This is a genomic window from Vibrio sp. 1078-1 (genome assembly GCF_033340475.1).
Genome location: NZ_JAWOWM010000008.1, coordinates 1 through 14,889, shown reverse-complemented (window position 1 = coordinate 14,889; position 14,889 = coordinate 1). Strand labels below are relative to the sequence as shown.

Annotated in this window: 16 protein-coding genes; 8 read left to right on the top strand and 8 right to left on the bottom strand. The window is 44.3% G+C overall.

The features are described 5' to 3' along the window. Positions 1–184 precede the first annotated feature (184 nt). The gene (locus R7190_RS15605) at positions 185–634 is read right to left on the bottom strand and encodes a YaiI/YqxD family protein (protein ID WP_005380310.1); all 450 of its coding nucleotides are present in this window, start codon (positions 632–634) and stop codon (positions 185–187) included. Next, the gene (locus tag R7190_RS15600; RefSeq protein WP_005391777.1) at positions 631–924 is read right to left on the bottom strand and encodes a hypothetical protein; all 294 of its coding nucleotides are present in this window, start codon (positions 922–924) and stop codon (positions 631–633) included. Before R7190_RS15600 ends, R7190_RS15605 begins: the two co-directional genes overlap by 4 nt. Before the next feature lie 932 nt (positions 925–1,856). On the opposite strand from R7190_RS15600, the gene R7190_RS15595 reads away from it, so the two are divergent. Beyond that, complete coding sequence (locus R7190_RS15595) at positions 1,857–2,342, top strand: GNAT family N-acetyltransferase (protein ID WP_025768243.1); 486 nt, start codon at positions 1,857–1,859, stop codon at positions 2,340–2,342. On the opposite strand, the gene R7190_RS15590 is transcribed toward R7190_RS15595, so the two are convergent. Both R7190_RS15590 and R7190_RS15585 read right to left on the bottom strand, forming a co-directional pair. Beyond that, positions 2,302–2,601, bottom strand: a complete 300-nt coding sequence (locus R7190_RS15590; RefSeq protein ID WP_005380315.1) for a DUF3301 domain-containing protein — start codon at positions 2,599–2,601, stop codon at positions 2,302–2,304. The two genes, R7190_RS15595 and R7190_RS15590, sit on opposite strands and share 41 nt — an antisense overlap. Positions 2,602–2,614: 13 nt before the next feature. Beyond that, entirely contained in the window at positions 2,615–3,652 is a 1,038-nt protein-coding gene (locus tag R7190_RS15585) for a DUF3549 family protein (protein ID WP_017636035.1), read from the bottom strand. Between the two features lie 76 nt (positions 3,653–3,728). On the opposite strand from R7190_RS15585, the gene R7190_RS15580 reads away from it, so the two are divergent. Both R7190_RS15580 and truC read left to right on the top strand, forming a co-directional pair. Continuing rightward, entirely contained in the window at positions 3,729–4,043 is a 315-nt protein-coding gene (locus R7190_RS15580; RefSeq protein WP_186584724.1) for a YqcC family protein, read from the top strand. 4 nt (positions 4,044–4,047) lie between these two features. After that, positions 4,048–4,818, top strand: a complete 771-nt coding sequence (gene truC, locus R7190_RS15575) for a tRNA pseudouridine(65) synthase TruC (protein WP_186584725.1) — start codon at positions 4,048–4,050, stop codon at positions 4,816–4,818. 66 nt (positions 4,819–4,884) lie between these two features. Here truC and R7190_RS15570 read toward each other — a convergent pair. From R7190_RS15570 to map, 4 genes are all read right to left on the bottom strand, one after another. Then, positions 4,885–6,089, bottom strand: a protein-coding gene (locus R7190_RS15570; protein WP_186584726.1) for an IS3 family transposase whose coding sequence is annotated in 2 segments (ribosomal slippage) — positions 4,885–5,738 and positions 5,738–6,089 — 1,206 coding nt in all. Because the reading frame shifts where the segments join, the coding sequence is not laid out codon by codon here. Positions 6,090–6,203: 114 nt separating this feature from the next. Continuing rightward, positions 6,204–6,587 carry a DUF3461 family protein gene (locus R7190_RS15565; RefSeq protein ID WP_005380322.1) on the bottom strand — a complete coding sequence of 128 codons (384 nt, stop codon included), beginning with the start codon at positions 6,585–6,587 and terminating at the stop codon, positions 6,204–6,206. Between the two features lie 142 nt (positions 6,588–6,729). Continuing rightward, positions 6,730–9,354 (bottom strand): bifunctional uridylyltransferase/uridylyl-removing protein GlnD, encoded by a 2,625-nt coding sequence (gene glnD, locus R7190_RS15560; RefSeq protein WP_017636037.1) that lies wholly within the window; start codon positions 9,352–9,354, stop codon positions 6,730–6,732. 108 nt (positions 9,355–9,462) lie between these two features. Continuing rightward, positions 9,463–10,341, bottom strand: coding sequence for a type I methionyl aminopeptidase (gene map, locus R7190_RS15555; RefSeq protein WP_104975539.1), 879 nt, complete (start codon positions 10,339–10,341; stop codon positions 9,463–9,465). A 384-nt stretch (positions 10,342–10,725) separates the two neighbouring features. Here map and rpsB point away from each other — a divergent pair, with 384 nt between their 5' ends. The 5 genes from rpsB (at position 10,726) to R7190_RS15530 (ending at position 14,815) form a co-directional block, all read left to right on the top strand. Further along, a complete protein-coding gene (gene rpsB, locus R7190_RS15550) occupies positions 10,726–11,454 on the top strand; it encodes a 30S ribosomal protein S2 (RefSeq protein ID WP_005380327.1) in 729 nt (242 codons plus the stop codon). Positions 11,455–11,586: 132 nt separating this feature from the next. Continuing rightward, a complete protein-coding gene (tsf, locus tag R7190_RS15545) occupies positions 11,587–12,432 on the top strand; it encodes a translation elongation factor Ts (RefSeq protein ID WP_005380328.1) in 846 nt (281 codons plus the stop codon). Between the two features lie 147 nt (positions 12,433–12,579). Beyond that, positions 12,580–13,305, top strand: coding sequence for a UMP kinase (gene pyrH, locus R7190_RS15540; RefSeq protein ID WP_005380329.1), 726 nt, complete (start codon positions 12,580–12,582; stop codon positions 13,303–13,305). Positions 13,306–13,405: 100 nt separating this feature from the next. After that, on the top strand, positions 13,406–13,963 hold the full coding sequence (gene frr / locus R7190_RS15535; protein WP_005380330.1) for a ribosome recycling factor: 558 nt from the start codon (positions 13,406–13,408) through the stop codon (positions 13,961–13,963). A gap of 96 nt (positions 13,964–14,059) precedes the next feature. Next, the gene (locus R7190_RS15530; RefSeq protein ID WP_005380331.1) at positions 14,060–14,815 is read left to right on the top strand and encodes an isoprenyl transferase; all 756 of its coding nucleotides are present in this window, start codon (positions 14,060–14,062) and stop codon (positions 14,813–14,815) included. Positions 14,816–14,889 lie beyond the last annotated feature (74 nt).

Genomic DNA, 14,889 nt, shown 5'->3' with positions numbered 1-14,889 from the left:
ACACTTATTAAAAACGTCGTTCAAAATAAACCACGTTGCATATTGAAGCTATGGCGAGCGAGATGAAAAATAAACAGAACAAAACAAATGTGAGTAAGAGCACGCTTTGGGTGCAATGCTGAGAATGAATTTTCAGGAATGAGCCAGGCTTTGATTTGCTGGCTCAATATTAATAGAGTGAGGGTTACTTCTTGAATTTCGCCAAAATACGATCCAAATGGTTTGCAAATTCGCGTCGATCGGTTTGAGAAAGCGCGGCGGGCCCACCTGTCTGAATTCCGCTTGAACGCATGGTTTCCATAAAGTCGCGGATATTTAGGCGAGCTTTGATGGTGTCTTTTGTATAGAGCTCGCCACGAGAACTGAGGGCTTGAGCGCCTTTAGAGATGACCTCATCTGCAAGCGGAATATCTGACGTGATCACCAAATCGTTGGCTTCTACACGCTTGACGATTTCGTTGTCTGCGATGTCAAATCCCGCAGGGACTTGCAGCGAGTGGATGTTGTCTCTTTTCGGCACAGGGACAACGTGGTTAGCGACAAACGTACATTCAATCCCCGTACGCTCGGCGGCACGCACAATGGTTTCGCGAATAACTTTCGGACACGCGTCTGCATCTACCCATAACTTCATGATGATTTCTCACTGAGTTTCGCTTCTAACTCTTCAATACGAATGGCTAGCATTTTTACGGTGCGCTCTAGGGCTTCAAGACGATCATTATCGGTGTGGTGTTGTGCTGCGATTTCAACCTTGGGTACGCGTTGAGCACTCTTCCAACTTTTTATTGCGGTGATTAATGCTGGCATTGGAACTGGCGTTTTCAAGCGTGCTTTCACTAACGCTACGGTTGGCTCTTTTCCTTGTTGTTGCAACTGTTCCATTGCCGCTTCTAATTCTTTAGTAACGTCTTGAGTTAACATTTTTAATCCTTAACAACGATATATCTATCATCATACGTTGAGTGCGCTAATTTGGCGAATGGCATTTTGGAGAGTGTAGTGTGAGAGATCTCTTACATAGGTTGTGAGAGAAAACGATTTCGTAAGCGGAAAAAGAGAAGATAAAGAGCTTAAGTTTATGATAAATAATAATTTAACAACTTGTTAACCAATGTGAGAGCCAAATATTTATCTTAGATAGATTGTCTATTTTTGGAAAAGGCGTAAATTGAGAGTTGTCAGCAGGAAGCAGACATGGAACAGGAAAGCACCAAGGATTTGGTTATCGTCAGGAAGACGATTTGGTTGGTCAGGATGATTAATCAAGCATGGAGCGTAGGACATTGTAAGGATACGATCATCAATAGGATGTTGATGACTAAGGATAGACAATGGACCCCTCTAGGATTGAGGCTATGGACAGCATCAGGAAGATGCAAGGGACACCGCTCAAGGAACAAGTGACGTGTGCTAACGAGGAATGTTAGCAGTCAGGATGATAAGGACACCGCTAGGACGGCGACGTAAGGAATAAGCTGACGGAATCAGCCACTATTATGGATGATGCATGGAGCACTTTTAGTAGCCGGACTGCTGCGAGTAAGACCATGACCCCGATACTTATGTGTCGGGGTCTTTCTTATATAAAAACGATATCCAGTGTTCTCATTGAATTAAGCATCTCGATGTTACTTGGGGATATCAATATCACAAAATATATAAATTCCTAATAACACTTAATAAAAAACAATTCAGATCAATATCCTTTCCAACCAGTTGGTTTAACTTTCGGCTTCTCTACAAGGTGTTATGCCCGCAATCATTGAGCATGTTCAGCTCATCGAGTTTGTGATCTGCGGATAGATTAAGTTTGTTGTAATCAAGGAACAGATGTGGCCATAGTAACCAGAAGAATGCTTCTTCTACCCTACAATGAGTCGTTGCAACTAGAATTCGTCATGCTGAATTGCTGTGCGAAAAACCGTGCTGAATTGAATGGTCCGTATACAGTTGCGTCTGCCAAACAGATGTTTGAGAAAATACTGGATGATGAGAACATTTATAGTATGGCAGTGCTAGAGAGCACCAGTCGTGACTATATGGGGCACGTGTTTATTGCTAATCTCGATTCCGAACCTGAATTAGGGTTTATTTTTGATAAATCATATTGGGGTAAAGGGTTAGCAACAGAAGCACTAAAAGCATTTTTCCCCAAAGCGTGCCGTGAGTTGGGCTTGAATAAGGTGAAAGCTAACGTGAATAGCAATCATCAGGCTTCTATGGCGGTACTGAAAAAGCTGGGATTTGTTAAAACAAAAGAAAGTAAGGATGTATATGGTCCTTACTTTGAAATGGAATTTACAAGCGATGCGGTGGTAGGTGAAAGTTCTGCGGCCTGAAACCGACCATGGTTAACTCTCCTTGGTAGCAATCGTCACCAAGAGATGAAAACTCAAATTGATACACCGTATGCCAACGCCAGACTCCGTCTGGCGTTTTTAGTTTATGGGCACCAAAGGCGATGCTGATTAATTGGAGATCCAATTGCTCACATTTACGCGTGATGGCCGCTTTTGCGAGTTCGGCTTGGCGACGCTGTTGCCAAAACAGGTAACAGAAAAAGCAGAGCCCTAAAATTGCTAAAAGATCACCAATCATTCCTGAACCTTTCTTAGCTTTTTGTTGCTTGTTGTAAGCTTACTAGCGCATTTGCTAGTTCCTCTGATGGGTTTGAATGCAGCAAAGGCAATAACACCATTCTTAACTCTGGCAGCATCACTAAATCGGCAAATAACTGATTAAATAGGGCTTGATTACCGGTTTGAGCTAAACGCAGCAAAAACTGTTCTGCTACCTTTTCATTGGCGAGTAAGTGCCAAGCGCGACCCGCCACACCAATCAATACCTCCTGATGGCTTAAACGAGGGCTATGCAATATCGCATCTAATACTGGAGAGGCGACTTCTGTTGGTGCACCAGCAAGGGCTCGGATAAGTGCTGAAAGTAGGAAGAGATCAGGTTCGCTACTTGCGATTTCTTGCTGTGCCTTTTCCGCGATACGTTCTGCTAAACGCTCTTGAAGCTCTACATGCTCAAGCGCACCTAATAGGGCATAAAGTGGCTCATTTGGTAGGTGGTTCAACGCTTTGCGTATCATTACCCCGTTTTGCTCTTTGTCCAAACGAGCGGCCATGTCGGTGATCCCTTGCAGACCTACGGTTTGCCAATTATCCCAGCCTAAACCACCTGAAAAGTAATGCTGAGTGTGCTCATAATATTGGCTGGTAGGAAGATCGAGGTTCGCGCGGACCTGGCTATGAAACACGGCCATTTTGTCTTCGGAAGGTTTGAACGTATATGGGTTATTAGACAGCTTTTGCTGTTGCTCTTCAGAGATATCACCATTGAGGCGTGTTCCCATGGCTTCCACTACGTATTTAATGAAATTGCCGATATCTGATTGCTTTAACAAACCGCGCTCGTCCAATTCAAACTTTAGAAACCAAATCCAAGGTTGCTTTTGTTCATTCCAATAAGCGATGGCAAGGTGTGCTTTACGCTGCATTGGGAATGGGTACGGTGCTTGACCTTTTTCTACATCGGCAAACTCTTTCTTAGCGATGGTTTTGATACGACGACCAAGATCGAAGATTTGATAATCACAGCGGCTGTTGTTCAACAGTTGAGTGAGGGTTTGAATGTTTTCCATTAAATACGACGTCCTAACGTTCTTTTCACAAGAAATGGTATCATTCTCGGCTAATTCAAGGTTCGAGATAGAATTAATGGTAACAAATACTCAATTGGTCGACTTACTTCACCAACTTGAAACGCAGCTTAAAGAACATAAGTTGTGGCAACACACTAGGCCTTCAGAGCAAGCCTTACAAAGCGTGGAGCCATTTGCGATTGATACATTGCATCCTCATGAGTGGTTGCAGTGGATCTTTATAGACAGAATGCACGTGCTAGTGGAAAACAACCAACCATTGCCAAGAGGGTTTTCTCTCGAGCCCTATTTTTCAGAAGCGTGGAAGCAGGAACCGCAGTTCGTAGAGCTGCTTGTTACAATCCGAACCATTGACGAACTGTGTAAGTAAACGAATGCTAGAACAAGAAATAGCGCGATCTTCAGAACCAGTTGAGCTGGAGATCGTTTATCAGGATGAATATTTTGTAGCGGTCAACAAGCCTGCAGGCATGTTAGTGCATCGCAGTTGGTTAGATAAACACGAAACTCAGTTTGTCATGCAAACTTTGCGCGACCAAATTGGTCAGCATGTGTTCCCATTGCATCGTCTGGATCGTCCAACATCTGGTGTGCTCGTGTTTGCGTTGTCGAGTGAAGTCGCATCACAAGTCATGCCGATGTTTGCTGAACATAAAATGGAAAAGACATACCACGCAGTAGTACGCGGTTGGATTGAGGAAGAGGGCATCTTGGATTACGCACTCAAAGTGGAGTTAGACAAGATTGCGGATAAGTTCGCTTCACAAGAAAAAGAAGCGCAAGAAGCGGTGACGGAATATAAGCCGTTGGCTAAAGTGGAGGTTCCCTATTCGACGGGTAAATTTCCTACAACGCGTTATTGCTTAGTTGAGATGAAACCTAAAACGGGGCGTAAGCACCAACTTCGTCGTCATATGGCACATCTACGCCATCCGATCGTGGGTGATACAACGCACGGGGATGGAAAGCACAACAAGCTGTATCGCACAGAGTTTGATTCTCATCGTTTGCTACTGCATGCTTCAGAGTTACGGTTTGTCCATCCATTTACCGATCAAGAGATTGTCATGACGGCCAATCTTGATGAAACTTGGCAGCAATTGTTTACTCGATTTGAGTGGGATGAATCGATGATTAACCGATAATCGGTGCAGTTAGATCTCGATAATGATTGGGTATGACCCGTCCTGATATGGGTTGACACTTTTTAACTAAAACGCTCGATGTACTTCATCGGGCGTTTTGTATTTTAAAGCCGTATGAGGCCTCATTTGATTATAGATATCTACGGACTCTGCTACCATCGTCCTTGCTTCTTTCAGATCTTTCGGTTTCTTCAGCAAGAGCTCCATTTTGAGTATCCCATTTACACGCTCAGCTAAAGCATTCTGATAACAGTCATACCCGTCAGTCATTGAGCAAGTCACTCTATGTTTCTTATGGATATCTTGATATTCCTTCGAACAGTATTGTGAGCCTCTATCTGAGTGGTGTATTAGCTTTTCTTCACTCTGCGGTTGCCTGAGAGCTGAGATAAATGCCCGCTTAACTGATTGAGTTTTCATGTTGTCATCCACATAAAAACCAACAATCTTCCTTGAATAAGCGTCTGTAACCAAGCTGAGATAACTCTCTCCATTTTGAGTTGGCAAGTAAGTAATATCAGCAACCCACAGTTGTTCTGGCTTCGTTGGTGTCAGCCCATCTTTCACTTTGTTTGGGTGACAGAAAAATCGATGACGGCTGTCAGTCGTTCGGTGATAGGCTCGTCTTGCTCTCACTAACAGCCGATGCTTTCTGAGAAGTTCAAAGAGCTTATCGCGACCTATTTGAATGCCCTTTGTTGCTGCTAAGAACTTCAGTTTACGCGTGCCAATGCGTGGCTGCTTCAGCCTGACTTCACGGACAAAGCCAATGACAGCATGCTCATGATGTTCACAACGAGATTGAGTTTGGCATTGCTTATAATAAGCTTGGCGAGAGATTTGTACTAACTGACAAAACTTCGTAACGCTCAAACCTACTATGGTTTTCTCTTGGACAACGCTTCTTTGTGCTTTTTTGTCACTCTAACACCATAGTCACGTTCCATAACGTTCACGACAGCTTCAAAGAAGTCGGCTTTGAGTTGAGCATCTTCGAGCTGCTTCTCAAGCTCTTTAATACGTTGCTCTGGTGTAGGAGGTGAATTGAACTCGGTCATAGAGTCTCCTTTGGACATAAAGTTAGGTGTCCCTTTAGACCAATCTAGTCGACCATGCTTACGAAGCCAAACCAAAACCGTAGAGCAACCTTGGATGCCATACTTCTCTTGGGCTTGTTTGTAAGTGAGGCTTCCTTTTTCAACCTCATCAACTACAGTGAGTTTAAAAGCGAGGGAGTAATCGCGCTGAGTTCTTTTAGTTGTTGATTTCATAACACTCTCCAATTTTGGGGGTGGAAAGTGTCAACCTTATTTAGGACGGCACAGTACAAATAAAAAGGGTTAGCATCAATGCTAACCCTTTTTTAATATTTAAGACTTAACGTTTTACTTTAGTTTTTCGAGATCCGCTTCGATCTCTGCGATCTTGCTCGAAACGACTTTTTCTAAATGACGAAGGTCTGAAAGAATTTTCTCTTTTACATCAACCTCAGGTTGTTTCGTTGGCTTAGTAATTTTATTCAGTTCATCAATGACTAATGTGAGGTTACGGTTGATTTCCGTTACTTCTTTATATTTGTGACTGCCACTATCAACAAGAACATTTTTGATTTGGCGTGGGTATTTGAATTTAACGCTTTTAGCGAATAGTTCGCCTTTTTGCTTGTGGAAATAGATCTTGAGTACGTCTTTGTGTGCTTCTTGGCGTAGGGAATAACGTTCAATCTGCTTAGGGTCGTGAATACCCAAACCAGTGAGGTGGGGATACATAGGCTACCTCTATTACATCGAATTGATATTGATATAACTGTAGCAGCCTATGTATGAGCTAGATAGCTGATATTTAGCCAAAATGCTTAACTTGTGGGCAAGATCGCTCTCGCCCTGAACCGAAAAGATTGGCAGGTTTTATCTAAGCTGCGACCTCATCAGATAACTTTTCGATCAATCTCTCTCTTAGCTCATCTTGCTGTTCTTCACTTAATCTTCCTCCTGCATCACTGGTTAAAATAAACAAGTCTTCTGCTCGCTCACCAATGGTGGTGATTTTGGCACCGTGAAGGTTGATATTTAAATCAGCAAACGTACGGCCTACTTTGGCCAACAGCCCTGGTGTGTCTAGCGCGACAAACTCCATTAAAGTGTGTTTTTTACCTTTGGTTGGTAAGAAGTCGACTTTGGTTTTCACATTAAAGTGCTGAAGTTTGTTCGGAGTACGGCGCGTTTTAATCTTGGTTGGTCGGCCCGCCTCCAGTACATGGGTGAGGTGTTTAATCACCGCCGCGTGACGAGACTCATCGATCGCTTCGCCATGTTGATCGAGTACCATAAAGGTATCAATCACGTGCCCATCTTTGCTGGTCATGATTTGCGCGTCGTGTACATTAAAATTACGCCTATCTAACTCTGCCACGACCGTCGCAAATAAAGCAGGCTGGTCTTTCGTATATACAAACACCTCAGTGCCGCCACGAGTGGCTTTTTTACTGATCAATACCAAAGGCTTAGTCGGATCTTCCATGCGAAGTAAGTGTTCGCAGTGCCACGCGATTTGCGTATGGGTATGACGAAGGAAGTAGTCAGCTTTGAAGCGTTGCCACAATACTTCAATTTCGCGCGCGGCAAACCCCTCTTTGCGCAGCATTGCGGAGGCCATTTGTTGATTGTGGCGAATTCGCTCACGCACATCGACAGGGTTCTCTAGGCCTCTACGTAAAGCACGTTGTGTGGAGTAATACAGCTCCGCAAGTAAAGTTCGTTTCCAAGCATTCCAAAGTTCTGGGTTGGTTGCACAAATATCTGCAACTGTCAGGCATACAAGATAATCGAGAGATTCTTCGTCTCTGACTTTTTTGGCAAATTCGGTAATGACATCAGGATCATAAATGTCTCGGCGCTGTGCGGTGACAGACATTAATAGATGATGTCTTACCAACCAAGCGACAAGTTTGGCTTCGGGCTTCGATAAGCCATGCTCAATGCAGAAGTCGTATGCTTCTCCTTCACCGATAATTGAGTGATCGCCGCCACGACCTTTCCCGATATCGTGGAAAATAGCGGCAATAATCAGCAGCTCTTTCTTTTGCATTCGAGGGTAGACGTCACAGCAAATTGGGTGCTTCGCATGATTTTCTGGGTCACTAAAAGTGTTGATGTGTTTAAGTAAGCGAATACTGTGTTCATCAACTGTGTAGGCATGGAATAAGTCAAACTGCATTTGACCAACAATCTGACTCCATTGCGGTAAATAGGCCGCCATAACCCCTAATCGGTGCATGAGACTGAATGCTTTGTGCAGAGCATTAGGGTGACGACATAACGCCATGAACTTTTCACGCGCAGCAGGAATGGTGTGCAAAAACTTGTTGAGCCGACGGCGAGCGGTGCGCAGTTGACGCAGCGTTGGTGGGCTCACCCCTTCAATAGTTGAGTCGTTAGCAATATGTAAGAACATATCCAGAATAGTTTCTGGGCGAGCTTGGAACAATGCGGGTTTCCGCGCTTCAATTAAAGAACCGCGACGTTGAAAGTCCGTATCGAGAATCTCGGCACTTTCTGTCGCCCCACCATTAATGATCGCTTGGTCAAAGAGTTTGAGTAGCATTTTATTGAGCTCTGCCACACGACGAAGCGTGCGGTAGAACTCTTTCATCATCATTTCTACGCCTCGATTGCCTTCTCCGACGTAGCCTAGATTTTCCGCAACTTGTGCTTGATGGGCAAAGGTCAAGCGGTTGTCATAGCGGCGAAGCTCCATGTGCAGAGCGAAACGTACTCGCCAAAGGAAGTCCTGACATTCAACCAATTCTCGGTATTCTGCGTCAGTTAAAAATCCGTATCGGCTCATTTCTAACAATGAAGTCGCACCAAAGTGACGTCGAGCGACCCAGCTTAATGTATGAATATCGCGCAGCCCGCCAGGGGTTGATTTAATGTCCGGTTCTAAGTTGTAGGTCGTGTCGTGGTAACGTGCATGGCGTTCGCGCTGCTCTTGAATTTTAGCGCGGTAAAACGTCTCACTTGGCCAGAAGGAGTCTGATAACACGACTTTCTTCAGTGCCTGAAAGGTGTCCTCGCTTCCACACAGCAATCGCGCTTCTTGCAGGTTTGTCGCGACCGTTAGATCGGCTTTACCAATTTCAGCACATTCAGTAACGGTGCGAACAGCGTGTCCGACCTCGAGTTTTAAATCCCACAACAGCGTAATGAATTCGCTGATTTTTGCTTCTAACGCGGTTGGCAGTTTATTGTTCGACAGAATCAAAATATCGATATCGGAGAGCGGATGCAGCTCGCCTCGTCCGTAGCCACCAACGGCAACTAGGGAAATGTTGTAAATATCCTTGAAACCAAAATGTTGCCACAAACGATTGAGAAGCAGATCCATATATTCAGCTCTGGCTAAAACCAAGCTTGTTACCGGATGATGATTGAGAAACTCTTGGTTTTGATTAGAGCTAAACTTCTCTAATTCTTGTTTGAGTTCACCGATATTGATTTGTTCATCGGAAAAGGTAAGAGGGGACTGAAGTGTCATATTTGCCATCCGTGCAAGCTAATCTAATAACAATCTAACAAATTTGCGGCAGATAAAAAATATCCCCGCCGAAGCAGGGATATAGTAAACAACGAGTGGTTGTCAGCTTTACACGTTTTTCATTAGGCGAGGAATCGTATCGTCGCTACGAAGCGTCAGTACTTCACAACCTTCTTTTGTTACTACAATGGTATGTTCCCATTGCGCAGAGTTCTTGCCGTCGCCCGTGTAAACAGTCCAGTCATCTTGTGCATCAACAGAGCAACCAAATTTACCTGCGTTAATCATCGGCTCAATAGTAAAGCACATGCCTTCTTTTAATACGCGGCGGTCTTTGTTCTTGTAATGAACCACTTGTGGTTCTTCATGGAACTCATCGCCGATACCGTGACCACAGAAGTCTTTCACAATAGAAAACTTGTTGCGAGGATTGTTCTTGTTGTTCTCTTTGATGTACTTCTCGATAGCTGTACCGATGTCGCCAACTGTTGAACCTGGCTTAACGGTACGCATACCAACGTACAGTGCTTCTTGAGCTACCATGCACAGACGTTTGTTTGCAGGCGAAACATCACCGACTAGGAACATCTTAGAAGTGTCACCATGGTAACCCTGAGGACGCACGCTCAGATCGGCATTCTCATCATTTGGAACGATTACGGTAATATCAACGTTTAAGATGTCACCATCTTTTAGTACCGCCGGCTTCATTTGGCCGTTGCTACCGATTTCGTCTTTTTCCGCTGGAATACCGTGGCATACGATATGGTTGATTGAAGTACAGATCGACTTAGGGAAACCATGGTAATCAAGCGGAGCAGAGTATGCACCTTTTTCTAGAGCGTACTCATGACAGATTTTGTTTAACTCTTCTGTCGTCACACCAACTTTGATGTGTGGTTCGATCATTTCTAGAATCTCTGCGGCTAGCTTGCCCGCAATGCGCATGCGTTCTATTTCTTCAGCAGTTTTAATCTTGATTGACATTGGCTTTCTCTACTTATTCCTAAGCACGTAAACGTGCGAATGGCCGCATTCTATCAGACATCGGGGCGTTAACCCAAGTTAGATAGGAATATGCATCATTCTTAATTCGATCATATGTTTAAAGTTTTGCTTATAAATAGGAGAAAGTGGCTCGGTGAAGAAATAATTTTTACTAGCCACAGTGAGCTAAAATATGGTATAAAGCGCGCCGGAATAGAGGACTGTTCTCTTCGTTTAGCAAAGTTAAGCGGCGAAGCAAGCTTCATCCGAATAACCTTTTATCTTTAAATCACACACATTCCGTCACATATTCCGGGGTGCTGAGCAGAAGCTTGGTCGGAGTTATGGGGAATGTGGAGGCCTAACCCCATAGAGGATTTTAAAATGGCAACTGTATCAATGCGCGATATGCTAAAAGCTGGTGTTCACTTCGGTCACCAGACTCGTTACTGGAACCCAAAAATGAAGCCATTCATCTTTGGCGCTCGTAACAAAGTTCATATCATCAACCTAGAAAAAACTGTACCAATGTTCAACGACGCTCTAGCTGAACTAGCTAAAGTTGGCGAGAAGAAAGGTAAGGTTCTATTCGTAGGTACTAAGCGCGCTGCATCTGAAGCTGTTAAAGAAGCTGCAATCGCAAGCAACCAGTTTTACGTAAACAACCGCTGGTTAGGCGGTATGCTTACAAACTACAAAACAGTTCGTCAGTCTATCAAGCGTCTAAAAGAACTAGAGACTCAATCTCAAGACGGTACTTTTGACAAACTAACTAAGAAAGAAGCTCTAATGCGTACTCGCGAAATGGAGAAGCTAGAGAAATCTCTTGGTGGTATCAAAGACATGGGCGGCCTACCAGACGCTCTATTCGTAATCGACGCTGATCACGAACACATTGCAATTAAAGAAGCTAACAACCTAGGTATTCCAGTATACGCTGTGGTAGATACTAACTCTAACCCAGACGGCGTTGACTACGTAATCCCAGGTAACGACGACGCGATCCGCGCTGTACAGCTATACCTGAACGCTGCTGCTTCAGCAGTATCTGAAGGTCGTAACAAAGACGTAGCTGCAGTTGCTGAAAAAGACGGTTTCGTAGAAGCTGAATAATAGCGGCTCTGTGTCACACTTGGTCTATGTGAAACCTTTGTGTAGCATAAACTAAGTTATAGTTAGCAATGGGGGCCGACAATGTTAGGCCCCTGTTTTTTACCTTATTTCGAATCAAACGAGGAAGACAGAATGGCAACTGTAACTGCTGCTCTAGTTAAAGAACTTCGCGAGCGTACTGGCGCTGGCATGATGGAATGTAAGAAAGCGCTTGTAGAAGCAAACGCTGACATCGAACTAGCAATTGAAAACATGCGTAAATCTGGCGCAGCGAAAGCAGCTAAGAAAGCTGGTAACGTTGCAGCTGAAGGCGCAATCATCATCAAAGAAGAAAACGGCGTTGCTGTTCTTCTTGAAGTTAACTGCCAAACTGACTTCGTTGCTAAAGACGGTAACTTCACTGCATTCGCAGAAGAAGTTGCAGCTGCAGCTCTAGCTTCAAAAGCTTCTGTTGAAGAACTACAAGCACAATTCGAAGACGCACGTGTAGCTCTAGTAGCTAAAATCGGTGAAAACATCACTATCCGTCGCGTAGAATACGTTCAAGGCACTGCAATCGCTTCTTACCGTCACGGTGAGAAAATCGGTGTTGTTGTTGCTGGTGAAGGCGACGCAGAAACTCTTAAGCACGTTGCAATGCACGTTGCTGCTTCTAAGCCAGAGTTCGTTAACCCAGAAGACGTACCAGCTGACGTAGTAGAAAAAGAGAAAGCGGTTCAAGTTGAAATCGCAATGAACGAAGGCAAGCCTGCTGAAATCGCTGAGAAGATGGTTGTTGGCCGCATGAAGAAATTCACTGGCGAGATCTCTCTAACAGGTCAAGCTTTCATCATGGAGCCTAAGAAAACTGTAGGCGAAATGCTGAAAGAAAAAGGCGCTTCAGTTTCTACGTTCGTTCGCCTAGAAGTAGGTGAAGGTATCGAGAAGAAAGAAGAAATGAGCTTCGCTGAAGAAGTTGCAGCAGCTCAAAAAGGTTAATCCTTAGAGACTGTATAAAGATTAGACCGTAGCCAAGGCTGCGGTCTTTTTATGAGCAGGGAACGATTAGCCGTGATGAATAGCCATAACTGAAGTTGTGTCTATTCATGACTGTTAATCAACAACTCTCTTTGGAAGGTAAACTCCATGACTACGAACCCTAAACCAGCGTATCAACGTATTCTATTAAAACTGAGTGGTGAAGCTCTTCAAGGTGAAGACGGTTTTGGTATTGATCCTGCGGTCCTTGATCGTATGGCACAAGAAGTTAAAGAACTGGTTGAACTGGGTGTTCAGGTTGGTGTAGTTATCGGTGGCGGTAACTTGTTCCGTGGTGCAGGCCTAGCTGAAGCTGGTATGAACCGCGTAGTTGGTGACCACATGGGTATGCTTGCTACAGTAATGAATGGCCTAGCGATGCGTGATGCTCTTCACCGTGCATACGTAAATGCGCGCGTTATGTCTGCAATCCCTCTAAAAGGCGTATGTGACGACTATAATTGGGCTGATGCGATCCGTGAGCTTCGCCAAGGCCGAGTTGTCATCTTCTCTGCTGGTACTGGTAACCCGTTCTTTACAACGGATTCTGCTGCTTGTTTACGTGGTATCGAAATTGAAGCGGATGTCGTACTAAAAGCGACGAAAGTTGATGGTGTATTTACTGCTGACCCTGTAGCAAACCCAGACGCAGAGCTGTATGATAAGCTATCTTATGCAGAAGTTCTGGATAAAGAGCTGAAAGTTATGGACTTGGCGGCGTTTACGCTAGCTCGTGACCACAAAATGCCAATCCGCGTATTTAATATGAACAAGCCAGGCGCACTACGTCGCGTGGTAATGGGCGAAGCAGAAGGCACGCTCATCAACGAATAAGCTTGGCTTAAGGTGCCACTCCAACGCGTTAGGGTGGTGCTTGCTTTGCTCAACCGTTTTAGGCTTTCTTCAGGAAAGATGACATTTTTAAGGTGAAACTGTGATTAACGAAATCAAAAAAGACGCGCAAGAGCGCATGGATAAAAGCGTTGAAGCGCTTAAGAACAACCTTTCTAAAATTCGTACAGGTCGTGCACACCCAAGCCTACTATCTGGTATTTCTGTAGAATACTACGGTGCAGCAACACCTCTAAACCAAGTAGCAAACGTTATTGCTGAAGATGCACGTACACTTGCAATCACGGTTTTTGATAAAGAGCTGACGCCGAAAGTAGAAAAAGCGATCATGACGTCTGACCTTGGTCTAAACCCTATGTCAGCTGGCACTATCATCCGCGTTCCACTTCCACCGCTAACGGAAGAGCGTCGTAAAGACCTAGTTAAGATCGTTCGTGGTGAAGCTGAAGGTGGTCGTGTTGCTGTTCGTAACATCCGTCGTGACGCAAACAACGATCTTAAAGCGCTTCTAAAAGATAAAGAAATCTCTGAAGATGAAGACCGTAAAGCACAAGACGAAATTCAAAAGCTAACTGACGTTGCAGTTAAGAAGATCGATGAAGTTCTTGCTGCAAAAGAAAAAGAGTTGATGGAAGTTTAATACTCCCACACACATCACTGTTGGAAAACGCTGTGCTCACAGCTCAGCGTTTTTTTATGTTAGTCTATCCAACTGATGGAACTCAATTAACTCCCTATGCAAAATTCTCAAGCCTTCTCTGATTCCCTTCCTAAGCATATTGCCATCATTATGGACGGTAATGGCCGTTGGGCTAAGTCCAAAGGAAAACCTCGCGTATTTGGTCATAAAAAAGGCGTTAGTGCCGTTCGTAAGACCGTGGCTGCTGCTTCAAAACTAGGCATTAGAGCCATGACGCTGTTTGCTTTTAGTAGTGAAAACTGGCGTCGTCCGGAGGAAGAAGTGGGTCTTTTGATGGAACTGTTTATCACGGTCCTGTCTAGTGAAGTAAAAAAACTACACAAAAATAATTTACGGTTGCGCGTGATCGGTGATACCAGTCGATTTAGTGAGCGTCTACAAAAGAAAATTGTAGAAGCAGAAAACCTAACGGCAGATAACACGGGTATGGTGATCAACATTGCAGCCAACTATGGCGGTAAATGGGACATCACAGAAGCTGCTAAAACGTTAGCGCTAAAAGCACGTAACGGTGAAATTCGTGTAGAGGATATCAATGAGCAGCTAATCACTGAGCATTTGACCATGGCAGACCTACCGGAAGTGGATCTTTTAATTCGCACCAGTGGAGAGTGCCGCATCAGCAACTTTATGTTGTGGCAAATGGCTTATGCAGAAATGTACTTTACACCAGAGTACTGGCCAGAATTCGATGAAGACAGTTTGGTAGAAGCTGTGACTTGGTTTATCAACCGAGAACGTCGTTTTGGCTGTACAGGTGAACAAATAAAGGCATTGATGGCAGCTCAATAAGGACTAGTTAGTTTGAAACAGAGAATAATAACAGCACTAATTTTAGCTCCCCTGGTTATTTTAGGCATTTTTAA